General features: G+C 38.1%; 32 protein-coding genes. 21 read left to right on the forward strand and 11 right to left on the reverse strand.

Annotated features, from left to right (window positions below; all coding sequences use genetic code 11):
• Nucleotides 1-7: 7 nt before the first annotated feature.
• Nucleotides 8-916 carry a homoserine O-acetyltransferase MetA gene (gene metA / locus M948_RS30125; protein ID WP_021290175.1) on the forward strand — a complete coding sequence of 303 codons (909 nt, stop codon included), beginning with the start codon at nt 8-10 and terminating at the stop codon, nt 914-916.
• A gap of 75 nt (nt 917-991) precedes the next feature.
• Nucleotides 992-1,354: a DoxX family protein gene (locus tag M948_RS30130; RefSeq protein ID WP_021290176.1), complete on the forward strand. Its 363-nt coding sequence runs from the start codon at nt 992-994 to the stop codon at nt 1,352-1,354.
• A gap of 166 nt (nt 1,355-1,520) precedes the next feature.
• Here the strand turns inward: M948_RS30130 and M948_RS0121760 are convergent, their stop codons facing one another.
• From M948_RS0121760 to dacB, 5 genes are all read right to left on the reverse strand, one after another.
• Nucleotides 1,521-1,931: a hypothetical protein gene (locus M948_RS0121760; protein WP_021290177.1), complete on the reverse strand. Its 411-nt coding sequence runs from the start codon at nt 1,929-1,931 to the stop codon at nt 1,521-1,523.
• 109 nt (nt 1,932-2,040) lie between these two features.
• Nucleotides 2,041-2,805, reverse strand: coding sequence for a class I SAM-dependent methyltransferase (locus M948_RS30135; protein WP_021290178.1), 765 nt, complete (start codon nt 2,803-2,805; stop codon nt 2,041-2,043).
• Between the two features lie 126 nt (nt 2,806-2,931).
• Complete coding sequence (locus M948_RS30140; protein WP_021290179.1) at nt 2,932-3,345, reverse strand: hypothetical protein; 414 nt, start codon at nt 3,343-3,345, stop codon at nt 2,932-2,934.
• An 87-nt stretch (nt 3,346-3,432) separates the two neighbouring features.
• Entirely contained in the window at nt 3,433-4,191 is a 759-nt protein-coding gene (locus tag M948_RS30145) for an AAA family ATPase (RefSeq protein WP_021290180.1), read from the reverse strand.
• Between the two features lie 169 nt (nt 4,192-4,360).
• On the reverse strand, nt 4,361-5,890 hold the full coding sequence (gene dacB / locus M948_RS30150; RefSeq protein ID WP_021290181.1) for a D-alanyl-D-alanine carboxypeptidase/D-alanyl-D-alanine endopeptidase: 1,530 nt from the start codon (nt 5,888-5,890) through the stop codon (nt 4,361-4,363).
• Between the two features lie 265 nt (nt 5,891-6,155).
• Between dacB and M948_RS30155 the strand changes: the two genes are divergently transcribed.
• A complete protein-coding gene (locus M948_RS30155) occupies nt 6,156-6,515 on the forward strand; it encodes a Lin0512 family protein (protein ID WP_021290182.1) in 360 nt (119 codons plus the stop codon).
• A gap of 37 nt (nt 6,516-6,552) precedes the next feature.
• Here M948_RS30155 and M948_RS30160 read toward each other — a convergent pair whose 3' ends face one another.
• The gene (locus M948_RS30160) at nt 6,553-7,347 is read right to left on the reverse strand and encodes a cytochrome c oxidase assembly protein (protein WP_021290183.1); all 795 of its coding nucleotides are present in this window, start codon (nt 7,345-7,347) and stop codon (nt 6,553-6,555) included.
• Entirely contained in the window at nt 7,340-7,855 is a 516-nt protein-coding gene (locus tag M948_RS30165) for a DUF2243 domain-containing protein (RefSeq protein ID WP_021290184.1), read from the reverse strand. The genes M948_RS30160 and M948_RS30165 overlap by 8 nt, the downstream gene beginning before the upstream one ends.
• A gap of 320 nt (nt 7,856-8,175) precedes the next feature.
• Here M948_RS30165 and M948_RS30170 point away from each other — a divergent pair, with 320 nt between their 5' ends.
• From M948_RS30170 to M948_RS30180, 3 genes are all read left to right on the forward strand, one after another.
• Nucleotides 8,176-8,322 (forward strand): aureocin A53 family class IId bacteriocin, encoded by a 147-nt coding sequence (locus M948_RS30170; protein WP_021290185.1) that lies wholly within the window; start codon nt 8,176-8,178, stop codon nt 8,320-8,322.
• A gap of 86 nt (nt 8,323-8,408) precedes the next feature.
• Nucleotides 8,409-8,555: an aureocin A53 family class IId bacteriocin gene (locus tag M948_RS30175; RefSeq protein ID WP_021290185.1), complete on the forward strand. Its 147-nt coding sequence runs from the start codon at nt 8,409-8,411 to the stop codon at nt 8,553-8,555.
• An 86-nt stretch (nt 8,556-8,641) separates the two neighbouring features.
• Entirely contained in the window at nt 8,642-8,788 is a 147-nt protein-coding gene (locus M948_RS30180) for an aureocin A53 family class IId bacteriocin (protein WP_021290185.1), read from the forward strand.
• Nucleotides 8,789-8,911: 123 nt separating this feature from the next.
• On the opposite strand, the gene M948_RS30185 is transcribed toward M948_RS30180, so the two are convergent.
• Together M948_RS30185 and M948_RS30190 are read right to left on the reverse strand one after the other, a co-directional pair.
• On the reverse strand, nt 8,912-9,196 hold the full coding sequence (locus tag M948_RS30185; RefSeq protein ID WP_021290186.1) for a hypothetical protein: 285 nt from the start codon (nt 9,194-9,196) through the stop codon (nt 8,912-8,914).
• A complete protein-coding gene (locus M948_RS30190) occupies nt 9,196-9,495 on the reverse strand; it encodes a DUF2089 family protein (RefSeq protein ID WP_021290187.1) in 300 nt (99 codons plus the stop codon). Before M948_RS30190 ends, M948_RS30185 begins: the two co-directional genes overlap by 1 nt.
• 189 nt (nt 9,496-9,684) lie before the next feature.
• On the opposite strand from M948_RS30190, the gene M948_RS30195 reads away from it, so the two are divergent.
• The 5 genes from M948_RS30195 (at nt 9,685) to M948_RS30215 (ending at nt 13,916) form a co-directional block, all read left to right on the forward strand.
• On the forward strand, nt 9,685-10,089 hold the full coding sequence (locus M948_RS30195; protein WP_021290188.1) for a DUF4064 domain-containing protein: 405 nt from the start codon (nt 9,685-9,687) through the stop codon (nt 10,087-10,089).
• 31 nt (nt 10,090-10,120) lie between these two features.
• Nucleotides 10,121-10,810 (forward strand): ABC transporter permease, encoded by a 690-nt coding sequence (locus M948_RS30200; RefSeq protein WP_021290189.1) that lies wholly within the window; start codon nt 10,121-10,123, stop codon nt 10,808-10,810.
• The gene (locus tag M948_RS30205; protein ID WP_021290190.1) at nt 10,810-11,739 is read left to right on the forward strand and encodes an ABC transporter ATP-binding protein; all 930 of its coding nucleotides are present in this window, start codon (nt 10,810-10,812) and stop codon (nt 11,737-11,739) included. The genes M948_RS30200 and M948_RS30205 overlap by 1 nt, the downstream gene beginning before the upstream one ends.
• Before the next feature lie 148 nt (nt 11,740-11,887).
• Complete coding sequence (locus M948_RS30210) at nt 11,888-12,409, forward strand: PH domain-containing protein (RefSeq protein ID WP_021290191.1); 522 nt, start codon at nt 11,888-11,890, stop codon at nt 12,407-12,409.
• Nucleotides 12,399-13,916: a PH domain-containing protein gene (locus M948_RS30215; RefSeq protein WP_021290192.1), complete on the forward strand. Its 1,518-nt coding sequence runs from the start codon at nt 12,399-12,401 to the stop codon at nt 13,914-13,916. The genes M948_RS30210 and M948_RS30215 overlap by 11 nt, the downstream gene beginning before the upstream one ends.
• 82 nt (nt 13,917-13,998) lie before the next feature.
• Here the strand turns inward: M948_RS30215 and M948_RS30220 are convergent, their stop codons facing one another.
• On the reverse strand, nt 13,999-14,283 hold the full coding sequence (locus M948_RS30220; RefSeq protein ID WP_021290193.1) for an AbrB/MazE/SpoVT family DNA-binding domain-containing protein: 285 nt from the start codon (nt 14,281-14,283) through the stop codon (nt 13,999-14,001).
• Nucleotides 14,284-14,720: 437 nt separating this feature from the next.
• Between M948_RS30220 and M948_RS30225 the strand changes: the two genes are divergently transcribed.
• From M948_RS30225 to M948_RS30255, 7 genes are all read left to right on the forward strand, one after another.
• Complete coding sequence (locus tag M948_RS30225) at nt 14,721-15,335, forward strand: DUF624 domain-containing protein (protein WP_021290194.1); 615 nt, start codon at nt 14,721-14,723, stop codon at nt 15,333-15,335.
• A complete protein-coding gene (locus M948_RS30230) occupies nt 15,319-17,121 on the forward strand; it encodes a DUF2264 domain-containing protein (protein WP_021290195.1) in 1,803 nt (600 codons plus the stop codon). Before M948_RS30225 ends, M948_RS30230 begins: the two co-directional genes overlap by 17 nt.
• A gap of 4 nt (nt 17,122-17,125) precedes the next feature.
• Complete coding sequence (locus M948_RS30235; RefSeq protein WP_021290196.1) at nt 17,126-18,445, forward strand: ABC transporter substrate-binding protein; 1,320 nt, start codon at nt 17,126-17,128, stop codon at nt 18,443-18,445.
• A 1-nt stretch (nt 18,446) separates the two neighbouring features.
• The gene (locus M948_RS30240) at nt 18,447-19,337 is read left to right on the forward strand and encodes a carbohydrate ABC transporter permease (protein ID WP_021290197.1); all 891 of its coding nucleotides are present in this window, start codon (nt 18,447-18,449) and stop codon (nt 19,335-19,337) included.
• The gene (locus M948_RS30245) at nt 19,334-20,158 is read left to right on the forward strand and encodes a carbohydrate ABC transporter permease (protein ID WP_021290198.1); all 825 of its coding nucleotides are present in this window, start codon (nt 19,334-19,336) and stop codon (nt 20,156-20,158) included. The genes M948_RS30240 and M948_RS30245 overlap by 4 nt, the downstream gene beginning before the upstream one ends.
• A gap of 15 nt (nt 20,159-20,173) precedes the next feature.
• Entirely contained in the window at nt 20,174-20,935 is a 762-nt protein-coding gene (locus M948_RS30250) for a sugar phosphate isomerase/epimerase family protein (RefSeq protein ID WP_021290199.1), read from the forward strand.
• Nucleotides 20,936-21,020: 85 nt separating this feature from the next.
• A complete protein-coding gene (locus M948_RS30255; protein ID WP_021290200.1) occupies nt 21,021-21,887 on the forward strand; it encodes an SDR family oxidoreductase in 867 nt (288 codons plus the stop codon).
• Nucleotides 21,888-21,975: 88 nt separating this feature from the next.
• Here the strand turns inward: M948_RS30255 and M948_RS30260 are convergent, their stop codons facing one another.
• Nucleotides 21,976-22,923 carry a LacI family DNA-binding transcriptional regulator gene (locus M948_RS30260; protein ID WP_021290201.1) on the reverse strand — a complete coding sequence of 316 codons (948 nt, stop codon included), beginning with the start codon at nt 22,921-22,923 and terminating at the stop codon, nt 21,976-21,978.
• A gap of 201 nt (nt 22,924-23,124) precedes the next feature.
• On the opposite strand from M948_RS30260, the gene M948_RS30265 reads away from it, so the two are divergent.
• From M948_RS30265 to M948_RS30275, 3 genes are read left to right on the forward strand one after another with little or no spacing between them, the layout of a single operon-like run.
• Nucleotides 23,125-24,120: a TRAP transporter substrate-binding protein gene (locus M948_RS30265; protein WP_021290202.1), complete on the forward strand. Its 996-nt coding sequence runs from the start codon at nt 23,125-23,127 to the stop codon at nt 24,118-24,120.
• Nucleotides 24,113-24,604 (forward strand): TRAP transporter small permease, encoded by a 492-nt coding sequence (locus M948_RS30270; protein WP_021290203.1) that lies wholly within the window; start codon nt 24,113-24,115, stop codon nt 24,602-24,604. The genes M948_RS30265 and M948_RS30270 overlap by 8 nt, the downstream gene beginning before the upstream one ends.
• Nucleotides 24,601-25,896 carry a TRAP transporter large permease gene (locus tag M948_RS30275; RefSeq protein ID WP_021290204.1) on the forward strand — a complete coding sequence of 432 codons (1,296 nt, stop codon included), beginning with the start codon at nt 24,601-24,603 and terminating at the stop codon, nt 25,894-25,896. Before M948_RS30270 ends, M948_RS30275 begins: the two co-directional genes overlap by 4 nt.
• Nucleotide 25,897 lies beyond the last annotated feature (1 nt).

Consider the following 25,897-nt stretch of genomic DNA (forward strand, 5'->3'; position numbering starts at 1 on the left):
ATTCCAAGTGCCAATTACGATACCCAAACAATTACCTGCACGACATATTCTTGAACAAGAGAATATTTTCTTAATGGATACCGATCGGGCAACGACGCAAGATATCCGTCCTTTAAATATTGTGATTGTGAACTTAATGCCAGAGAAGGAACGCACCGAGACACAGCTGCTTCGCTTGCTAGGGAATTCTCCATTGCAAGTTACAGCGACATTCCTGCACACGGCGACCCATGAGTCGAAGACGGTCAGTCAATCGCATTTGCATCAGTTTTATCAAACCTTTGCGAATATCAAGCATAAGCGATTCGATGGCATGATCATTACTGGTGCACCGGTAGAAATGCTGTCCTTTGAAGAGGTTGATTATTGGGAGGAGCTGGCTACCATTATGGAATGGGCGAAAACCAATGTTACCTCTGTCTTGCATATTTGCTGGGCTGCTCAGGCCGCACTTTATTATCATTACGGCATTGGAAAATTTGAATTGCCAGCGAAATGCACGGGTGTATTAACGCATACTGTTGCCAATTCAACGGTTGAACTTGTGCGTGGATTTGATGAAGAATTTCTCGCACCGCATTCACGATATACCGGTACGTCAGGCGATACGATTCGGGCGGATGATCGGTTGCTCTTGCTGTCATCTACCAAAGACGATGATCCGTTCATCATTTTGTCCAGGGATGAAAAGCATGTCATGGTAACTGGACACTTAGAATACGATCATAGCACGCTTGCTGATGAATACCACCGTGATCGGAATAAAGGACTGGATCCAAGTATCCCAACCAATTACTTCCCGAATAATGATCCGAAAGAGAAGCCATTAAACCGTTGGCGCTCGCATGCACATCTCCTATTCTCCAATTGGTTGAATTATTACGTGTATCAAGAAACACCATACCAATGGGAATGAGAATGAACCTTCGAGCTTGAACCTTTCTGCTTCTACGCTTTATGATTGAGCAACAGACGATAGAGAGGAGAGCGTATGGGAAAAGTAATTGGACTATATGTATTTGCAATTCTATTTATGGGCGCCGGAATGAGTCATTTCTTGCTTGACCATTTCTTTATTAGCGCCATGCCGGAGTGGGTTCCGTTTCGGCCAGCTATTGTCTATTTATCTGGTATCATCGAAATAATACTGGCTTTCTGCTTACTTTATTCACGTACCCGCAGGAAAGCTGGTATCTGGGTAGCGATTTTCTTAATTCTTGTCTTTCCCGTTAATATTTATATGGCATTGATGCCAGAAGCTTATCATCTGCCTGCTATTGCTTTATGGCTTCGATTGCCGCTTCAAATTGTACTGATTTGGTGGGTGTTAGCGTTAACCAAAAAGTCTAGCTAAAGCAGAATGAAACATATCAAGCCAGCACGGAGGGTTCTGTGCTGGCTTGAGCTAACTTTATTTACAAACGCAGGGAACGCATTTGGGACAACGAATATCAATGCTAGCAGTTGAAACACAAACACACATGGTTGTTTAATTTTTAATTTCCGTTCCTGGCTTCCTACTAATAATAAGGCTGATATGGTCCTGGATATGGACCGTATCCGGGACCAGGGTAATACGGGCCTTCATCAAATGCATTAACCAATGTTCCAGCTAATAACCCGCCAGCTAATCCTCCAACAAACGGACCAAACCCAAAACCGAATCCGGGGCCACCGAAGCCAGGCCCTCCGAAGCCAGGTCCCCCGAATCCAGGACCAGGTCCAAATCCAGGGCCACCAAATCCGGGACCCGGACCAAATGGCGGACGTGGTCGTGGTCCAAATGGTGGTCGCCGAACCAGTTCGTTATCTGGATAAAATCCCTGCCCATAGGCTTGAGCTTCTGTCACTTGCGGGTAGAAATGTGGTTCATCCGAATAATACGAATGTGGATCAGGCGGGGTAGCAGGTACATTCCATTCATGACTCATCTTAAATTCCCTCATTTCTAATTTTATGCTATGGAATATGGATATGCATTTGCCTACCTAAACTATTGGGCGTTTATGCCAGGAATGAAAATTTTTTAGGTAAATACCCTTAATGATCTGGTGTAGATACAAGGAGCCGAAGTGCACCAACAAAAAAAGGTTGTCTGCGATAATGACCATACCGCTTATCCCATTTCCCAGACTGCAGATCTGCTTCCAATTTCGTTACCCCTTTTGAAGCCGTTTCCTCCGAAACAAATCCCCAGGCGGATTGATTTCTTCGTACCTCTGGATTTAAAAATGCTTCTGGCCGCCCATAGAATGCCTCCTGAAATCCATCCAAACAATCCAAAGGAATTGGTACAGCCTCTATCTGACAGCTTCCACCTAATGTTGTTGTCAGCCATTCCATCGTTGGGTATCGCTTCCGTTCTGCTTCTACCACTTCTGGGAAATAGGCCATATTCCAAAATTCATGTAATGCATCGGGGTCGAAGGTCAAAATAGCAACAGGCCCCTTACTGACTCTCCGTAATTCTTGAATTCCTCTTTCCATGTCCTGCCAATGATGAATCGTCACCATTGCCATAGCTGCATCAAAGGATCGATCATCAAATGGCAAAGCTTCTGCTCTTCCGATAACTGCAGGGGGACGTCCTTTCTCTTTCCGTTGCAAACGCATTGTTTTCGAAGGCTCTACAGCCATCACATATTTATCTTTCGGTTCATACGAACCTGCCCCAGCACCAACATTGATAATCGTTTGCGCTTCACCTATTGCTCGTTCCACATATGCAGCTATTCTTGGATCGGTTTGTCTGGACCTTCCATACGTCTCTCCCGCTTGATCATAATTGAATGATGATATGGACATTCCATCCTCTCCCTTAATGGTTTGTGATTTCCTATGGCAAGTATACTATTAGAAATTTGCTGGGTAAAAACCGATCAAAAACCCAACCAACGAATTGACCATTGATTGGGTTTTTTATCTGTCTTTTTACATTCTTACGATTACCGATCCCCCGCTACTGGGAGTTGTTACCATCTGACTTTGTTCTGGATAATGCTGTGCTCGCCTTAATAATTCATTGTTTTGTTTTACAATTTGACCAAGCAAATAATTCATATGATCTAATTTTCTTCCTAATTCTGTCTCGGAATTCGAATAGTAACCCGGACTATACGTAGATGCATACGTATCGGATTTAATCGGACTAGAATGTGAATGAATGGTATACGTTGGATAATCATAGCCTCTCGCATACGACGGATTGCTTGCATCGTCCGTTCGGGAAGCTGATGTTGGTTGAACATTAGCAGGCTGACTGCCTGGATAAGAATAACTTGGATCATGGTACCATTCATTGGAAGGATGACTCGTTACCGGCCGAAAAGAATAGCTGTCTTGCACATTTCTTCCCCCTTTCGTCACCAACTAGTTTATTCACCTAATAAGCAAGAGGGTACATCAATAAGAGAATTAAGGCATTCGCCTATGTTATTCAAATAAATGATGTAGAAGCCGATCGCGATTCTCTATAAATTGTTTTAACAATGTGTAATGACTTGTCTGTTCTAACGTGGTTTCTTGCATGCCATCTTCTGTTAATTCCAGTAGCTTCGCATCCGGATAACCCATCAACATTGGCGCATGGGTAGAAATGATAAATTGGGATCCATTCTCCACCAATTCATGAATACGTGCGAGCATCGACATTTGCCTTAATGGAGATAAGGCTGCTTCTGGTTCATCTAGAATATATAAGCCATTGCCACGGAAACGATGCATAAATGCCGCAAAAAAAGCTTGTCCATGCGACTGCTCATGCAATGATTTCCCGCCGAATCCATCAATTACTTTTCCCCCTGCCTGAGGTTGTTTATCCATTTCTTCAATATTGGTCGCCACATTATAAAATGTTTCCGCCCGGAAGAAGAAGGAATCATTTGGCCGCAATACCCCTTTCACTAAGCGGACATAGTGATCCAATGGAGAATGGGAATCATACGTAGAAAAGCGAAAATTGCGGGTGCCACCTTCCGGGTTGAACCCAAACGCAACTGCAATTGCCTCCAATAATGTAGACTTGCCCATACCATTTTCACCAATGATATAGGTCACATTTGGATGGAACACCACATCTTGAAAATGACGAATCACCGGCAAATCAAACGGAAACGTATGATAAGATGGAATTTCTCCTTCCTTTAGTTGCAGCCTTCGTATAAATGCATCGGTCTCTGTTAGCTTGGGCATTCGTTCCACCTCTAATCCATAAATCTATCGATCATATTGTATCCAGAGTTACCATATTGTTCAACTTTATTGAAAATTCCTCAGACTGTATCGATAACATCCTCCACCCTATGAAAAAAGCCCGAATCAGTCCGCTACGATTCGAGCTTTACCATCATCCACTATTCCGTTAAAATTCATGCTTTGCTAATGTAGTTGCTATTTCATCTTCAATATCCCTGATATCTCCACTTGAACCGAGATAATTATTAATCATAATGGAGAAAATCAATGGTTCATCATCTGATGTTGTGACATAACCAGACAAGGTGGAAACACCAGTTAACGATCCGGTTTTGGCTATGACATTTCCTTTTGCTGGTTCAGAAGTCATGCGGTAACGCAGCGTCCCCCCGACAAGACGATCCGGTTCCCCAGCAACTGGTAAGGAATACTGAAATGCATCGAACCACTCTTTATTTTGCGCTTCATACAGCAGCTGAGCAAGATCCTTTGACGGAATCATGTTTTTATGAGACATTCCCGACCCATCACGAAGCAGGATCGTATCTTCATTCACACCAAGAGCGGTAATGACGTCTTCCATGACTTCCAGGCCTTCCTCCCAGCTGCCTTCATCATGAACGAATTTACCCATTTCCTTGGTCAGTACTTCACCATGTCCGTTATTACTTAACTTCATAAACGGAATAAGTAATTTCTCTAATGGCATCGACTGTTTCGAAGTTAGCAGTTTTGCATCATCCGGGGTTTTCGCAAATGTCTCTCTTGATTTGCCTATAAACCTAATTCCTTCGTCTTCTAAGGATGTTTTAAACACATCCAAAGCATAGCCAGTAGGTTCCCAAACAGAAACCCATGAGCGGGAATTCGATCCTCCGACTGGCATGGTCCCTTCGACTATAATCGTATTCGTTCCATGTTCACGTTCTATCGAAATATCTTTCTCTTCATCTTCGCTCACCATTTCGGTTTTATTGTCGATCGTTACGTAATCTGTTTCTGGAGTAACCCTCACCTCTGCTTTTCCCCTCGCCTTGTTACTAGGTGTCACTTCGACAATGACGGTACCTGCATCATAATCATTATTTGGCGATAAAGTTAAAGCAGAAATTTGCGCACCCGTATAAAAAGGTTCATCTGACCAGTTTAAATCCTGAGAAAGCCGTACATCATCATACCACGTATCGTCTCCAATGAGGTCCCCTTTAATTTTATGAATACCTTCTTCCTTTAAGTCTTTGGCAAATTGATCAAAGTCCTCTTTCAATAAGGTTGGATCACCTTTTCCTTTTAAATATAAATCTCCATGAAGCACCTCGCCTCTTTGTCTTCCATCCGTTAATACTTCGGTGGTGAACCGATAATTTTTACCGAGGGTTTCCAAAGCGGAGACTGCTGTGAGCAGCTTCATATTCGAAGCTGGATGCAAGCGCGTATCTGGGTTTTGAGAAAACAGCATATCCCCCGACTCCGCATGCTTGATACTGACACCTGTTACCGCTCCATCCAATAGTTCATCGGATAAAATCGCTGAGAGCTTATCCTCCAACGGAGCGTCTTCTGGGAAATCATCTTGTGTAATCTCTTCGGATGCTTTAACGAATAGCGGCTCATCTGGTTCTACAAAGGGAATGACAGCAAGAATAACTAGAAGAAATACGAGAAATCCTTTTTTAGCTGTATGTTTCCACATCATGAGCATGTCCACACCCTTTCATTTATTTGAATATTTTAATTATACAGTAAAATGATTCTAACTCATAGAGGATTCATAAAAAGACATCCATGGTCCTAGATAAGCTAACTATATCTATCATCGTATCTGATCATAATGCCAGTATTGTTCCTCATTCCTCTCAAAACAATACGATCGAAGTGAACAGATGTCGCTAGGTTTATTTCTATGCTTAGCTGGGAATCGTTCTATAAGTTACAACTCTACCTAAAAAAGGAGTTTTACAATGAATCAAATTCTCTTTATTCAAACTGGAATGGGGATCGATGTTCATGGACAAGATATAACGAAAGCAGCCGTTCGTGCGGTCGAAAATGCCATCTGGTCGAACTCCATGCCTGGCATTGAAAAAAGTCTTCCCGAACAACGGCTGGAAAACATGAGCGTAACTGTTCGACTTGCGGTTCCGTTAGATCGCGAATCCCTCCATATCGACAAGGTAAAAGAGGCAATCCCTTATGGTACTGTAGATGTGGATGTAACCGATGGAGGAATGGCCACATCTAGCGGGATTATTTTAGAGGATAAAAATGATGAGAACGACTTGATGTATATCGTAAATGCCGCAGTAGAAGTAGGATACTAGGATAAAAAAGCATGCAGCACTTGTCTGCATGCTTTTTTCAACTTGTACTTATGGCCATTCGTTGTTTTGGACGTGCTGCGTGATACCAATGCAGGCAAAGTATAAAAATAAGAATACCATCCATTACATCTCCGCCATAATACATTAGCATCGCACCTGTTTCGGCTTGATCCTTTGGTACACCAACAGGCGGATTCGCATAAATGTACTTCGATAATATGGCATGTCCCGATAGAGCGCACACCAGTACAATAGCACGATACATATGGCTAAATCGATGGGGTGCTGGATCTATATATATCATACTGATGGTAAATAAATATCCAGCTGCGAATACATGAAAGTGTACGAATACATGAACCAGCATATGCTGCTGCATCAGCTCGTATAATCCCGTCGTGTACAGCAGCCAAAGACCGCCAATATTGAGCAACGACGCTGTTATTGGATGCCGAAAGAGACGAATCAATCTATTTTTTAATAGCATCGATAATCTACGTGCTGCGTGGACAGGAAGTGCCCGCAGAATAAGCGTGATTGGTGCTGCAAGGGCAATCAACAAGGGGGCTAACATGCCAAGAAATAAGTGGCCGATCATATGGACAGTAAAGTCTGTGTGCGCCTTTCCTGCAACAGGTCCAATCAAGGCAGCCCCCATTGCAATTATTCCAAACCACCAACAAACATAACGAAACAGGGGCCACGGCTTTAGATGCGTTTTTTGTTTTGAAAAAATACCTAACCCTGTATAGATACCAATTGCCAATATAAGCATGACAATAAGGAACCACTCCAGCCGCATTCCACTTCCATGCATTCCATAGTTAGTCATCCAAGCTCAGCCCCTTTAAAGGATTGGCTCTTTTTCGTGTTTGGAAAACCAGTACAATACCTATAATAATCATGATTGCCGCTATACCATTCCAGACGAAATCGTAGACGAAGACATTATCAACATAACGGATTTGATGAATCCGCATCCATTTATGCTGAATAATCCCATCATACAGCTGAAACGAACCCGAACCAAGCATTGCACTCCCCCACCACCGTTTAAACCATAATGCATTCCTTCGGCGTAGATCTGCAAATAGAAATAATCCACCAATGGTTGCAAACCAACTAAATGCATGGAAAAAACCATCCGAAATCAGCCCTACATCTGTTGTTGATTGATCATAAAAATGATGCCAGCGTAATAGCTGATGAAACACTGTTTCATCAATGAATGCTGCTAATCCAATTCCAAACAGAATCCCCGAAAGCAAATTCCGACCTGCATATTTTGATTTCACTGTATACAGCGACGTTTGAGTAACATTATCTGAGGCAATCCCCATAACGTGACCTCCGATCCTAGGTTTTTTATTTTTATACCCAAAATCAGCCAATTGCATGCAAGTGTAAGAGAAAAACACGTTACCATTTCCATCAATCGCTAAGTAAAATAAGATCGACCCAGTTCGATGTGATAGATTTAGACACGCTGAACTCGTAGATTATTAATCTATCGACCATTAACTTAATAAAACAACGGTTATTGCCCAGCCTACACGACAATGTATAATTATGGTAAATATGTAAATTTTTTAAAATAATGTTGAATTATGACATTTGTTTCGTTATAGTAATAATTGTAAGTCGGAAGGAGGTGAGCATAATGGCAGCATTTTTAAAACTTGTAGCACAGTTGGGTACTAAAGCAGCTAAGTGGGCTTGGGCTAACAAAGGAACGGTTATCAACTGGATCAAGAACGGTGCAACGTTCTCGTGGATCAGCGATAAAATTGACAGCATTATTAACTAATTCCTTGTAATTTGGTAGATTTGCGAGAGATAGAGACGTGACCTCTATCCTTACACAAAATAGGTTTTAAGGAGGTGAAAATACAAATGGCAGCTTTTTTAAAACTTGTAGCACAGTTGGGTACTAAAGCAGCTAAGTGGGCTTGGGCTAACAAAGGAACGGTTATCAACTGGATCAAGAACGGTGCAACGTTCTCGTGGATCAGCGATAAAATTGACAGCATTATTAACTAATTCCTTTGTAATTTGGTAGATTTGCGAGAGATGGAGACGTGACCTCTATCCCTTATACAGAATAGGTTTTGAGGAGGTGAAATAGAATGGCAGCATTTCTAAAACTTGTAGCACAGTTAGGTACTAAAGCAGCTAAGTGGGCTTGGGCTAACAAAGGAACGGTTATCAACTGGATCAAGAACGGTGCAACGTTCTCATGGATCAGTGATAAAATCGACAGCATTATTAACTAATTCCTTTGAAAGTGAGTAGGATTACATAAGGGGTAGAGCGTGACCTCTATCCCTTTTCCTAATTTTAGACCTTCTTAATAAGAATGATACCCAAGCTTTTAACTGCTTATCGTACCTTACCTTTTATTTTAAATCATATGTTTTCATTTTGTCTAATTCTTTCTTTCTGTTTCTTTGTAGCGATTTTCTTCCCCGGTGCCATTCTTCTGTTAGAAGAATGATGCCAACTATAAGAATGATGATATAGGCGGTAGTACTTTCGATACGATTAGATGCAAACATCCAAGTAAGACCGGATACAAAAATCACAGGAATAATAGCTCCCCAATACGCACTGCTGCGTGTCGATAGAAAGTATTGTACAGCAAAGGCTGCTATACAGATAAATAAAAATACGAACTCATTCATTAATGATCCATCCTTTCAGCTTTATATTTATCAATTATATTTTTAGCATCATCTAAGCTAATGCGGCTATCAATTGCCAATTGCTTGACATAATTAATTAAAGGTTCTTTCTCTATGTCTTCATTTAATTCTATTTTTTGAATGATCCTATCTAAACGGGTTCTTACGGTGGGATAGGATACCTCATAGCTTTTTGCTATCTGCTTTAACGAACCTGAGCTTAAAACGAATTTCCTAATAAATTCGATATCTTCATTATCTAAAGCTAAAATCCAAGCAGGTATATCTTTGGTATGCATCGTTAACCACCTCTCTTTATTTTATATTACCACATACATCAATAAAAACAAACATTTTTTCACCAAAATAATAAATAAAATTTATTTTTTGTTTAATTTAATTAAAAAAAAGGTGGAATTATCTTTGAACATATGATAAGTTGATTAGAGATCAGCAATCAATCTATATCAATTTGGAGGTAGGTAAAAATGAAACGCACTGCTGAAATACTACTGACTGTGATTGGGGTAATTATATTTTCCTTTTTGCTAATAGGGAGTGTTACTTTATTGGGAAGTACCCAAAATAATGCTCAAACAAAGGAGTTAGTTCAAGAATTTATAAAGGACGAAAACATAACCGCTGTAAATGCTGATCAAGTTGTAAACTTTTTAAGCAATAGTACGTTATACTTTGTTGTTATTTCACTAATTAGTATTGGCTTAGGGGTTATCTCAATCATCCTTTTGAAAAGAAATAAGGCGAAAACGGCAGGTAAGGTTTTAATTATTACAGCAATCCTGAGTACATTATTTACGTTATTTATGGGGCTGTTTGGAGGAATTGCCTATTTCATTGCCGGTGTAATGGCTCTTGTACGTAATAAAAGATAGATAGGCAAAATATATACGAAGGTGTGACCAGATGTTTACTATATGCTTAAGAGAATTTAGAACATTATTTAAAAGTATCCGTTCATTAATCATCATTATCGTGCTTTTTGGGGTTACCACTGGGGCAGCAAAACTGATTAGTCAGTTTGAAGCGCAACTTAAAGATCTCGGTTTAGGTGATAACGCATATGCAGGGGGATTAATGACACTCCTTTTCATCGCATCCCCCTTATTTGTCACTAGTTTATCTCATAGTGCCATTAATAAAGAAATTGACTCTAGAACGATTCGGTTTTTAGTAACCAAGACTTCAAGAGAAAGTATTATTGTCGGGAAATTTCTTGGAAACTTACTATTTTGGATAGTATGTTTGCTTATCGCTTTATTACTTATTATTCCGTTCTCTCACTCATTTTTTTTCTTGGAACTAATTCAATGTATTGTTTTTGTTTCCTACTTTATAGGGTTCACCATATTTCTTTCAACTATCATCCGTAAGCCATCATTAACTATGTTTTTAGGGATTACGGTTTCTATCGGCTTACCAATCATTGGATTATGGAGTATCGGAACAAATAATATATTGATTACAGCATTAAGCTATATCACACCTTATTTTTATTACACTCAAGAAGAAACCTTTTTCACGTATTTCACAGCCGTTTTTACGTGTATATACTTAGCACTCAGTTTAATGATATTTAGAAAGAGGGATTTGTAATGGACGCAATTACGACTCACAACTTAACAAAGACATACGGAAAAAATACAGTGGTCAATAACATCAATTTAAGTATTAAAAAAGGCGTGATTTTTGGATTTTTAGGTAAAAACGGTGCTGGTAAATCTACTTTTATAAATATGATCACGGGACTTGTAAATCCCACTGATGGATCGTTCGAAATCCTTGGGTACAAAGGGAATTCCATAAAAGAAATACGTCATAAAATAGGCGTATTGCCAGATTACTCTACGTTTTATGAGGATTTTACAGCCTTAGATCATTTAAAGTATTTCAGTAAATTATTAAAATTATCTCTAACGAAAGAAGACTTAATAACAACTCTAAAACGAGTTGAGCTGGAAGATGCCATCCATTTAAAAACAAAACAGTTTTCTTTTGGAATGAAAAAGAAATTGGGCATTGCGCAGGCCTTAATCAATAAACCAGATATATTATTTCTTGATGAACCTACTTCTGGAGTTGACGCTAATTCCGTTTTAAACATACATTCAATTATTAAAGATATAGCATTAAATGGCACTACCATTTTCTTAACCTCTCATAATCTGGACGAAGTGGAAAAGCTGTGTGACGAGGTTGCAATCATGAACAAAGGAACGATACAAACCAAAGGGAATATGGAACAGTTAAGATCGCAATATCAAAAGGATACTGCCATCCATATCAAACATCGTTCGATCTCGGAAGCTCAACAGGAACGATTAAAGAAGGATTTAGATTTGCTTGTGGAATATGCAGATATGACACCCACTTATTCCGAACTTTTCGTTAAAGAGGACAATGTGATTCCTGAGATTAATAAGATACTCGTACAAAACAATGTAGACGTGTATAGAATAGAAGTCGATGAGCCATCTTTAGAAGAAATATTTCTTAATTTAGGAGATCAAAAACATCCTGCTTAATTTGCAGGCAAAGAAGGCCATCTTATCTGGTATGTTGTACCTCTTCAAATAGGAGCTAGTTTCTACACGAAAGATTTGACGATCCTTTTTCGATATCTTTCGTGTAGAACGAAATTGGTAAAAGTATGAATAAAGGAAGCGAGTAATTGTGTATAAAATAAAGGAACCAACTCAACGGATATCACCAGACGCAATAAAGGTATGGAGAATAACAGATGCCCTTACTTCATTTATTTTTTTGGTTGTCGTGGCATTTTTTCTCTATTTACATCATTATTATGATTGGCCGCATTGGATTGAAATTGCTCTATACGCAGTTGCAGCAATTGTATGTCTATCTGCAATGATAGAGCTTATTGTTATACCGGTATATAAACAAAAAACGTGGAGATACGAAATTGACAGTAATTGTATTCAATTAAAACATGGTGGTGCAATTAGAAAAACACATATGATTATACCAATGAACAAAGTTTATTTTGTTGATACCTACCAGGGACCGATATTAAAGAAATACCATTTATCAACTATAAAAATTGGTACAGTCGGTTATGTCCATGAAATACCTAGTGTTCCCGAAAACACAGCTAGCGAGATTCGTAATGATATTGCCTATTTATCAGGAATTAATAAAAGGAAAACGTCAAAGGAGGAGGGAAATGAAAAATAATGCTATGAAGGATAACAGAACAGAACTAGGAAAATCACATCCATTATGGATGTTATTTGAACTTGTAAAATCTATAAAAGGTTTTATTTTCTTTTGTATTTTCCTTTCATTTGTATTCGGATTTTCTTCAACTTCTATATTTTCAGCATATGGTATTTCGCTTATTATACTCTTTGTAATCTATCAAATCGTTTCCATTCTATTGGAATGGAAACATTTTGGTTATTCTATAGATGAAGAAGAATTGTTTATTAAAAAAGGGAGGTTTGTTACTTTACATAGGCATTTTCCCTTGGCTAATATTCAAGGTCTACATCAAAATACGACTTTTTTTCCTCGATTGTTTGGTTTAACAACTTTACTAATTGATGCTGGTTCTAGTGACAAAAATGATTCTATAAAGCTAGAAATGATTTCTTTTCAGGAAGCTAATCATATTAAAACAACACTTTCGGATTTGGGCAAGGTTTATATAACCGAGGAAGAAAATAGGAAGGACATAGAAAAAAATTCACAAGAAATCACTTCTATCAAAAAGCATTATGAGATCAAGCGAAGAGAAATTTTGATTGCTTCGCTTACATCTCTCAGATTACTATTCTTTCTAACCTTAATTTATTCTGTATATTCTGAAGTCAATCAATTCTTTCAGATTGATGCGTATGTTGGAGATATTATCGGATTCTTCCAATCTTCTTGGTTCAGATTAACAATGGGAATAATAATTTTGATCTGTCTATCCATAGTCTATGGTGTGTTAAAAACATATTTACAGTATGGTGAGTTCAATGTAACCTCCGATCCGTATCGAATCTACATTGAAAAAGGAAAATTAAATACTGCTCATTTTTCCATACCCAAAGATAGAATCCAAGCTCTCAGTATTAACAGTGGGTTTATTCATAAGTTCTTAAATATAGTAAAGGTAAAAATGATTAGCTCAAGCGATACAGATGAAGATGTCAAAGCCTCCCATATCTTATTTCCATTTATACATAAAAATAAAGCAAAAAAGTTAATTCCGGAAGTAATTTCAGCGTTTGAAATCGAGGAGGACATGACCAAAATTCCTACATCCTCTATCATCGTAAAGCTATTAAGAACCATTTATTTGTGGTTATTTTTCCCTGTCATGTTGTATTGCTTTTTTCCTGGTTTTTGGTACCTAGCAACAATCATGTTTAGTTTAACCCTCGTATCACAACTACTAAGTAGTTTATTTAGTAGTTATGCACTTAACGGTTCTTTTATCCAGATAAAAAAAGGCGCTATAGCAACAAAAGTCTTCATTACCAGTAGAGACAAAATAGAAAGATTAATGGTAACAGAGACCATACTACAAAAGAAGCTGGGGTTGTCTTCGATAAAAATTATTTCTCGCGCAAGACCAGCAAAAGTTACCACTATGCATGATGTGCCTAAAGACATGGCTATTAGATACTATTCATGGTATTACGAAGGAATAGAAAACCATACAACCATATTAGCATCCAAGCAAACTTCATAATCCCCCGTAGATGATACCTGATTAGCTCAACATATCATATTTTGAGCTGATTGGTGTATCCGTGTCCACGGTTGAATAAGATTTAATCGGAATCACCTAAATTTTTTTCCAATTCTTCAATAAGGTCTTTTGCAGCCGTTCTACTTAGGGTTAATTTTCCGTTCGCAAGTGTAAGATTATCATTAGATACAGTACCTGTAATTTGGCACGCATTGGCAGATTGATGCTTTCGCAGAATAATTTTGTCATTTTCAACAAAGATTTCCATGGGGTCTTTAACTTCAATATCTAATGAGGAACGAAGCTCTTTCGGAATGACCACCCGTCCTAACTCATCTACTTTTCTTACGATTCCTGTGCTTTTCATTATAATAATCCCCCTATCTAAAAAATACCTTCCTTATAGTTAAACCATTCGATATGCATACTTTTTTTAAGGATGGGACAAATTCTTTATATTCAACTAAATAGCTTAAATTCAAAATAATATTTATATAGTTTACATACTATCTAGATTTAATATTTCCTGCAAATGAAATGATTTTAATTTCTGGAAATAATTAAAAGAGCACGGACATGCATTTGCAATGATTTATGCAAACAAAAGAAGCTCGTGCAATGCATCTTACTGACAGGGGATATTAAAGACTCTAATCATTGTGTTACTTTCTTTTATTTCTTAAATTAATAATGTACTTCTGCAATTGATAAGACAAATTGATCAGAGCAAATTAACATCAAATGTAAACGCTTTATTAAAAGGAGGGGGATTCTATAACGTCTATTCATCGATTCATAAAGTGGTTGATTTTTTTTAGCCTTATAAACATCGCTTTCATCATCTTTACGTTATTAGGTGGCATTTTATTTGGCTTCATTCCTGCTTTGTCAGCTTCTATCAAGGCTATCCAAAAAGAATTAAACAATGCGTTGCTTTCTTATCGCGATATAATTAAACAGTTTCTTGAAACTTTTAAAACAGCATTCATACCAATCAATCTAGCATCCATTACTCCTATACTCTTTGGAATTATTGCGATAACGAATATAAACATTACATTTGACGTAATGAACTTATTCGGAATAGCAACTTTTTATGGAAGTATTACTGTCCTTATTACATCTATATTTGTACTCATCCATCTTGCTCTTCTCCAAACTACAAATAAAACATTTTCAGTAAAGCAAATGATCAAGTTATCTTTTATAGCAGCATTCTACTACTTTCCACTAAATGTATTAATGGTTTGTTTCTTAATTTTATGGTTGCAATTCTTACTATTAGCTCCAGGAATATCCTTGTTTTTTGGAATTAGTGTACCAATATTCATTTGTACTGTCTGCTACAGCAAGACAAAGCTATATGCAAGTCAAATTTCTACTGGTATTGGGGAGATCAGCTTTGCAAACAAAAAATGATGTAGAGAAATTTATTCAGAGTTATGTGGAACATGTGGAAAAAAAGCTTCACAATGAAAATCAATTGATTTTCGATTATACGGACACAGCCTATGGAAAAGGAATCACTGAAATCGAATCCATACTTAGACCATTATGGGGCGAGGCATCACTTGCTCATTCTGAAAACAGATCGATTAATCAAACTATCTTGAACAAGATTACAAAAGGTATTGACCCGTCGTCGGCGGAATATTGGGGGATCTTGAACGATAAAGACCAAAGAGCCGTAGAAATGGCCGTATTAGGCTATTCCCTGCTATTAAATGAAACCGTGCTTTGGAATAACTTGACTATAAAACAACAAGAACACTTAGTCGATTGGTTACAACAAGTTAATCATATTAACCTACCGAATAATAATTGGCATTTTTTTCGAATCATCGTCAATATTGGGCTAGAGAATGTCGGCGTTCCTCTAAATACTGAAAAACAAAATGAATCGCTCCAGATAATAGAAAGTCTGTATCTAGGTAATGGATGGTATGCAGATGGTTCACCAAATCAAATGGATTATTATGTTTCCTTTGGTTTTCATTTTTTTAGTTTACTTTATGCCTATTTTATGAAAGAGAAGGATGCAAAAAGAGCCAAAACCTATAAAGAAAGAGCTCTATTATTCGCTGACGATTTTATTTATTGGTTCTCTTCTAAAGGAGATGCTGTACCTTTCGGAAGGAGTATGACGTATAAATTCGCTCAATCTGCCTTTTGGAGTGCACTTGCATTCTGTGATATAAAACCTTTTCGTATCGAAATTATCAAAGGAATTATCCTCCGGAATTTACGCTGGTGGGTGAAACAGCCGATTATTGAATACAATGCTTTCCTGCCAATTGGCTATGCGTATCAAAATCTGATTATGGCAGAAGGATATAATAGCCCAGGCTCTTCCTTTTGGGCATTTAAAGCATTAATAATTACCGCTTTATCAAAGGATCACACATTTTGGAAAGCGAATGAAGAGGACCTGCCATTACTAAGGGGAAAAAAATTACTAAAAGAAGCTAGAATGTTAAGTATCCGTCCAGAAAGCGATCAAGTTTATTTATACACTTCTGGACAATATTCTAAAACGGAACATCTGCATAATGCCGAAAAATATGCAAAATTTGTGTACTCCAATCTTTTTGGGTTTAATATTGCACATTCCAATTACCTACGATCACAAATGGCTGGGGATTCCATGCTTTCATTAAGTGAATATGATGACCTATTTCGATTTCGACGAGAATGTACTCAGATATCCTTACATGAAAACTATATCTTCTCAGAATGGTATCCATGGCGCGATGTTCAAATACGAACATACCTCATACCATTTAAGTATTGGCATATTCGTATCCATGAAATTCGTTCAACTAGGAACTTACAAGGAATTGAAGGTGCATTTAGCATCCCGAAACCAGATGTACTAAAAGATACAAACGCAGGGATACATGAAGAGGAAAATCGTTCTTATGTATCTGATGGTAACTTGTATTCCGCCATTATTAACTTACATGGTTATGATAATGGAGGGAAAGTGATTACTACAGAGCCAAATACGAATATTCTTACTTCAAATCCTAGTCTTTTACCTTCGTTGGAAGCTAACATCTCACAAGGAAATAACTTATTAGTCTCAGCAATTTATGGCGGGACCCAACCTCCCGTGTTCGAGAATGTGCCTCGTTTCTTTCAAGAGCGTTATGGATTCAGAATGGTCCAACGTGAATCTGAAACATTTGTTAAGAAGGAAGGATGAGACTATGAAATATAAAGGTGTTATTTTTAGTATTATTCTATTACTATTCACAGTAATTATTATAAGTTTATTAGGCAAAACGGAAAATACAACTAATGTTGCAAATGGAAAAATGCAAGGAACAATTACCGTATGGGCTTGGGGTGGTTGGGCTCAACATCTAGAAGATATAGCGCCTATATTCGAAGAGCGTAACCCCGGTATTAACATCAATGTAAACAATCAAGGAGTTGAACAAGTCTATCAAAGATTAACAACTGGTCTAGCATCAGGCCAATCAAGCCAACTGCCAGATATTGTGCAGATGGAGGAACAACGATTACCTATTTATAACAACAATTTTCCGAATCGTTTTGTGGATTTAACCGAATTTGGATTTGATCAATATGCTGATGACTTGCCTGAAGCAAAAGTTGCTGCATTATCAAATGAAGAGGGGAACTTAATTGGATTGCCAGGTGATATTGGACCTGTAGGTTTATTCTATCGAAAAGATGTTTTTGAAGATGCTAATGTTGATCCACAAAGCATCAAGACTTGGGATGACTATATTGATGCGGGAAAAACAATTAAAGATGAAACTGGTATCGATATGCTTGGCTTTATGGCAAATGATGATATATCTTTGTATAAAATTTTATTACAACAACAAGGAAGTTTTTATTTTAACGAGAACGGGGAAATTACAGCAGAATCCTTGGAATCAAAGAAAGCTTTTCAATTAATGAGTGAACTATTTCATAGTGGGATTGCAGCTAATGTAACAAATTGGGATGGAAGGATCGCATCACTGCAAAATGGTCAAGTTGCTACAGTGCCCGGTGCTGTGTGGTGGTCACGAAGTTTGATGCAGCAGGTGACGAACTCAAAAGGGAATTGGCGAGTCATGAAATTACCAGAATTTAAAGAGGGTAATACAAATGCAGCTGCAGATGGTGGATCAAATTTTGTTATACCTAATGCTTCTGATAAACAAAAAACAGCTTATGAATTCATTAAGTTCGCTACTACTGACTTGGAAAGTTTAACTAGCTTAGTTGAAAACTATTTTATGTTCCCTGCTTATACCCCTTTATATGAAGAAGAAATCTTTAAGGAAGGAAATGCGTACTTTGGAAATCAAAAGGTGCTGCAGTTATTTGCAGAGATCTCCGAAGAAGTACCTAATGTAAATTATACTTCGGACTATTTACGTGCGAACATTACCTATTCAGATGAATTAGCTTCTATGATGCTGCAAAATAAAAACCCTGAAGAAGCTTTACAAGCCGTATTAAAAAAACTACAGTCCAGCACAGGGCGAGAATCAAGCGAGGAGGATTAATATGGAAAGACCCACCATGAGTATTCATCGTTTGGATATTGGAAAGAAACATGCACCTCTCGTTCTATTAGCACCGGCAGTTCTGTTTTTTTCCTTGTTTATTGCTTACCCCATTGTGAGTTCTTTGCTGCTTAGTTTTCAAATATCAGAAGCAGGACAAACAAGTTTTGTAGGTTTTGATAATTATATTCGTCTGTTTCAAGATCCTTTATTTTATGAAGCGATGAAAAACACCTTAATCATCGGTGTTATTCAAACTCCATCTGTTATTATATTAGGATTACTAACAGCAACCTTATTAAATTCGGGATTAATTAAACTAGAAAACTTTTTTCGGTTAACCTATTTTACTCCAGCTGTTACCTCACTGGTTGGGGCATCCGTTATTTTTTTGTTATTACTAAATCAAGAAAATGGACTAATTAATTTCTTATTGAGTTTAGTAGGCATCGACTCAATCGGTTGGCTAAATACCCCTTTTTGGGCTAAGGTATCAATCATTCTACAAGGAACTTGGAGATGGACAGGGTATAATATGGTAATCATTCTTGCGGGATTACAGTCTATTTCAAAAGACTTATATGAGGCGGCTAGTATTGATGGGGCAACTAAAATCCGGCAATTCTTTTCGATCACGATCCCCCAATTGCGCCCTGTATTATTATTCTGTCTGATCATGTCTACGATCGGTTCCTTTCAATTATTTGATGAGCCTTATATTCTAACCAATGGAGGTCCAGTTAACGCAACGACTACCATAACTATGTATCTATATGAAAATGGATTTCAGTTTTTTGATTTTGAATATGCATCTGCCATTGCCTATGTATTGGTCGGATTTATCGCTTTATTAACCTATGTCCAATTTAAATTAGGAGGGGATAAAAATTGAGATCTTCCATAATGAATAAACTAATCATTTATGTCCTCTTATTATTGGGAGTCCTGTTTACAGTAGCGCCTTTTTATTGGATGGTAATTGGTTCTACTAACCCAACAGATGAAATACTCTCTTATCCACCGAAGTTTTTACCAGGTGATTTTATTGCTGAGAATTTGAAGCGTTTGATGGGTTCTGTAGACATCTGGAAAGCATTACTTAATTCATCAATCATAACGATTACCTTTACAATTCTAGCTGGCATTGTAAGTGCTGCTGCAGGTTTTACTTTTGCTAAGTATCATTTTAGAGGTAAAAAAATTATTTTTGCTATGTTTATTTTATCGATGATGATCCCTTATCAGGCACTTGTTATACCACAATTTAACTTATTTGCTAATTTCGGATTACTTAATACACATATCGCAGTCATTCTTCCACAGCTTACGTATCCATTTGCCATATTTCTGATTATGCAGAATATGAAATCCATCCCAGATTCCTTACTAGAATCTGCACGAATCGATGGGGCAGGTGAAATCTTTATTTTTGTTAGAATTGCATTACCGACTATGATTCCAGCACTAGCAGCAGTTAGTATCTTTTTATTTACCTTTCAATGGAATAATTTCCTTTGGCCGTTAGTGTCTTTAATTACAAAGGATATGTATACACTCCCTGTAGCTTTAGCTACGATAGCAAATCAAGATACAATTGATTATGGTCAGCTGATGCTTGGCGCAACCATTTCGGTTATTCCCATTTTTATTATCTTTCTATTTATGCAGCGTTATTTTGTCGCGGGTATTCTCGGTGGTGCAATCAAAGAATAAAAGGCAGGTGTTAACATGTTAAAAACTGGACTATGCTCGGTTACATTCAGAAAGCTTTCTCCAGAAGAAATTATTCATATCGTGGAAACATCAGGTCTAGAAGCTATTGAATGGGGAACAGATGTCCATTTAACCTTGCAAAAAAGTACAGCATATATCCAATCCATTAAAGAAAAATGCAGAAAAGCTGGTATTGAAACACCGTCACTGGGTACCTATTACCGGTTGAACGAAAGTCCGTTAGCTTACTTTAAATCATGCATAAAAATTGCAGATCAAATCGGAGCGCATCAATTACGGATTTGGGGTGGAAATAAGAGCCCGAAAGATATTACGCACTCAGATTGGAAAAAATATGTTCAAGAAACGCAAATGCTATGCGATGTTGCGGGAGAAAATAATAAAAGTGTCCATGTAGAATTACATGAAAAAACACTGACGGAAAGTGAAACCGCAGCCATTCAATTGATCAACGAAGTGAATAAACCCAATTTATACTGCTACTGGCAGCCTCTCTGGATAAGGTCACAATCTGCTAACATATCCGCATTAAAACAATTAAGCGATCATATTAGTAATGTCCATGTATTTCAATGGGATGAACACCAACGGTACCCTTTAGAACAGGGCTGCTCAACATGGTTAACCTATTTTCAAAAACTCGAACCATCGAATACACCTACTTATGCTTATTTAGAGTTTGTCAAAAGGGATGACGTGAATCAATTCTATAAAGATGCAGAAATATTAAAGAAGCTCGCCCTTCATTACCGGTAAGTAAGTTTACCTCCACTCTACCCGTGGAACAGTTAATTACCATGTAAAAAATAATATAGGTCATCAAGGAGGTAAATCGATTATCATGGAACCAAAAGATATGCAAAAGGACGGGACACCACGTCAACACCAAACCAAACAACCGGGAATCGAATCAAAAATGAACCCTCTGCCACATCAACCGATGGATTATCAAGGTTCGGATAAACTAAAAGGTAAAGCTGCTTTAATTACAGGTGGCGATAGTGGCATCGGCCGTGCGGTCGCGATTCTATATGCTAAAGAAGGTGCAAATGTAGCGATTTCCTATCTGGATGAACATCAAGATGCAGAGGAAACCAAGCAGCTAGTCGAGGCGGAAGGTGCACAATGCATATTACTGCCTGGCGATATTAAAAACTCTGATCATTGCGTGGAATTAGTAGAAAAGACCGTCGGGGCATTTGGCAAGATTAATATATTGGTGAACAACGCAGCGATTCAATTTGTTCGTGAAGATGTACTTGATATATCGGATGAACAAATGGAGGAGGTGTTCCGGGTGAACTTCTTCTCGCAATTCTATTTAACAAAGGCTGCTGTCAAGCATATGAAGGCGGGAGATTCAATTATTAGCACCTCTTCCATCAATGCTTATCGGGGTAATCCGATTTTCATGGATTATTCAGCAACAAAAGGTGCCATTACTGCATTTACCAGAAGTATTGCACAAAGTCTAGCTAAGAAAGGAATTCGTGCTAATTCAGTAGCACCAGGTCCGGTATGGACACCACTTATTCCATCGTCCTTTAATGAAGACGGCGTTGAGCACTTTGGGCAAGATGCATTAATGGGCCGTCCTGGCCAACCTTCGGAACATGCTTGGCCGTTCGTTATGCTAGCAGCTGATGAATCATCTTATATGACGGGGCAAGCTATTCATATTAACGGCGGGTCTTGGACCTCCTCATAAGCATCAAATAGCGCTGACGCACAGGTTTGCTTGAATCCTTTACATGAAGAGCTGACTTTTGCGTCAGCCTCTTTCTATATAAGCCACTTTATCGATAGTTTATTTGTGGTTTCAATTGAATAACCGAACGGTTGACTTTATTGGTTTCTATCGTATCTACGAGCACATCGACAAGCTTTTGGGCAATGAAGTGAGAAGGTACACCTACAGAATGAATTGGCGTATCAATGGAGTTAAATTGATCGATATGATCATAAGAGAATATCATTGGTGTTTGTTTAGTGTCTTTTACATGATGAAGCAATCCCATTGTGATATCATAACTACCGCAAACGACTCCCCCATTTAAGTCATGATTGGCTAAAAATGATTTCATTGCACGACTAGCACTCTCTTCTGATAATCCTCCAGAATCAATTATACGATACGTTATACGCCGTTGCTTGCAATGACGGATAAAGGTATCTTTTTTAACAATTTGTCTAATATCATTCGTATGAAGATCACCGAAATAATCGACTTGATGATATCCTTTATGAATAAGAGCGTCGATCGCTTGTTTCATGGCTAGATCATGATTGACATTAATTATTGGATAGTCTAATTCCCTTTCGACTCCATAAGCGACCACTGGTATATTCTTCGTAATCTTTGTTGGTAATGTCGTATGTTCCCCTTCATCAAAGACAATCACTCCATCGAAGCGGAGCTCTAAAAACTTTTGGGCAGCAGTAATCGGATCCTCGATGGAAACCACCATAAAATACCCTTCTTTTTTTAATGCCTGATTAATTTGGGAAGCTAAGGTAGTGATTGCCACCCTATCTACAGCAGGCCATATTAATCCAATGGTATTGCTTCGATTGGACACAAGCGACCGAGCGGAGTTATTAGGAATATAATTCATTTGTTCTGCTTTTTCTTTAATTTTTCGTTTAGTCGCTTCCGTAACTAATGGTGAATCCTTTAGTGCCTTACTTACTGTTGAATAGCTTACACCACATTCACGAGCGATATCTTTGAGTGTTACTGCCATTGCTTTACCCCTTGAAAAATCTATTGATTTATTAGTAAGATCATTATATCATAATAAATAAGCGGGATGGAAAATTTGTAGCCAAAAATAACAACGTTGTTATTCTAATAGGGGGGAAATCTACCACATAATGAAAACGTTGTTATTGGCTTCGTTTCCTTATACATGGATAGAAAAGCCGAATGATAAGGGGGAGAGCAAGTGAAGAGGTTTTTGTTACTTATTGTAAGCGTTTTAATCATTTTGGCTGGTTGTTCTAACTCGAAAGCAGCAGAAACAAAGGAATTAATCCTAGGACATAATCAACCAACAAATCATCCGGTTCATCAATCATTAGTGGACTTTAAAGAACGGTTGGAACAGAAATCAAACGGAAAGCTCCAATTAAAAATCTATGCGAATGGACAATTAGGCAGTGAACGGGAAGTAATTGAAATGACACAAACCAATGCTGTGCAGTTCACAAAAGTATCTGCCAGTGCGTTGGAAGGTTTCTCCGAATCCTATTCACTATTCAGTATGCCGTATCTATTTCAATCACAAGCATCCTATCGAGAAATAATGAAAAAACCGGAAATTCAGGACGCGTTTTTCAAAACAACTACAGATAATGGTTTTATTGGGATTACGTACTATGATGCAGGTGTCAGAAACATGTACACAAAAGATCGAATGATCGAAACAAATGCAGATATGAAAGGTTTAAAAACACGCGTTCAGCCTAGTAAAACAAGTGTTCAGATGATTGATGCGCTTGGCGGAACGCCTACACCGATGTCTTTTGGCGAAGTGTATACTGCGCTGCAGTCAGGAATTATTGATGCAGCTGAAAATAATGAAACCGCCTTAACGGATAATAAACATGGCGAGGTTGCTAAACATTATTTCTACACAGAACATGCCATGGTCCCAGATATCTTAATTATGAACAAAGATGCTTATGATCAATTAACAGATCAAGAAAAACAATGGGTCAAAGAGGCTGCCAAAGAATCCACTGTTTCACATGAAACACGTTGGGACAAGCAGGTGAAAAAAGCAATTAAAACTGCCAAGAGCGATATGGGGGTCGAATTCCATGAGGTAGATAAAAGCTCATTTATGAATGCTGTTAAACCACTGCAAGAGCAGTTTCAAACAAATCCAGCAACAAGGCAACAATATGAGCAAATAAAGGAGGCAGAAGAAAATGAGTAGATTAAAAGCATCTATTGATAGACTTCTTCTGATCGTAACTGGTGTGTTGATAACGATAATGTCGATTCTCTCCATCTGGCAAGTGGTTGCTAGATATGTACTAAATACACCTAGCACGGTAAGTGAGGAAATTATTCGAATGTTACTAATATGGTTTTCCTTGACTAGTGCGGCCTATGTCTTCGGTCAAAAAAAGCATATTGCTATCCACTTCATACGAGAGAAGCTTCATAAAAAAGCGCAACGTATGATGGAGCGATTGTCAAATATTATTTTATTGATCATTGCCCTTGTTCTGATGATATGGGGTGGTATCCAAGTAGTTGAGCTAACGCTATCGCAAATAGCGCCTTCAACAGGTGTATCAATGGCGATGATGTATGGAGCACTTCCTGTTTCCGGAATATTTGTTGCTTTTTATGCTATTCATGGTCTAACTACCTCAGAGGTATCACTATCCAAGGATGGAAGTGACGGGCCATGACGACAATCGCAGGATTCGTATTGTTTATTTCTTTTTTCATTTTGCTTGCTTTAAGTATTCCAATCGCTATATCGATTATTATTAGCGCTATTCTAACGTTGCTATTAATACTTCCATTTGATGTTACGATCATTACAGCAGCGCAACGTATGGTAACAGGAATTGATAACTTTACCATGCTTGCCATCCCGCTATTCGTCTTAGCTGGGATATTAATGAATAATGGTGGTATCGCCTTTCGATTGGTTAACTTTGCAAAGGTACTTGTCGGGAGAATGCCTGGATCGCTTGCGCATACGAATATCGTTGGAAACATGCTATTTGGGTCTATTTCTGGCTCCAGTGTTGCCGCAGCTGCGGCGATGGGAAGGATTATGACACCATTACAAATAACCCAGGGCTATAAGAGGCCTTATTCAGCTGCTGCCAATATCTCTTCTGCTCCAGCGGGCTTACTTATCCCACCAAGTTCCTTACTGATTGTTTATTCCTTAGTCAGTGGCGGGACTTCGATTGCTGCCTTATTTATGGCGGGTTATATACCTGGAATTTTATGGGGAATTGCTTGTATCACGGTTGCATATGTGTTGGCGAAGAAAGAAGGGTATCCCGTTTCAGAACGGATTGGCTGGAAAGATAAAGGATTTTTAATCCTTGATGCGATCCCAAGCTTATTGCTGATTGTTATCGTTATCGGTGGGATTGTAGCAGGTATCTTTACTGCCACTGAAGGGGCTGCAGTAGCGGTATTATATGCCGTCATCCTATCACTCGTCTATAAAAACTTAAAATTAAAAGATATTCCAAATATCTTAAAGGAAACGGTTGAAATTACCGGGATGATCTTATTATTAATTACAGCATCCGCCCTATTTTCATTAGTTATGAGTTTCACCGGCTTGCCAGAAGCTATCTCAAATGGACTTTTATCACTTACGGATAATCCAATCCTTCTTTTATTATTGATGAACATCATCTTATTAGTAATTGGTACGTTTATGGATATTACACCTGCTGTTTTAATATTTACGCCGATCTTCTTACCGATTTCGGAAGCGATTGGTCTGGACCCGGTACATTTTGGAATTGTGATCGCCTTTAATTTATGTTTGGGTAATATTACACCGCCAGTAGGCAGCGCATTATTCGTAGGTGCTAGTGTAGCAGATGTTCGAATCGAGCATGTAATTCGGACACTCGTTCCGTACTTTATTGTACTGATTGTCGTGTTATTAGTTATTACATTTATCCCACAATTATCGTTATTTTTACCAAACTTATTTGGAATTTAAT

Origin of the sequence: Virgibacillus sp. CM-4 (assembly GCF_000445495.1) — a bacterium.
Classification (GTDB): Bacteria; Bacillota; Bacilli; order Bacillales; family Amphibacillaceae; genus Virgibacillus; species Virgibacillus salexigens.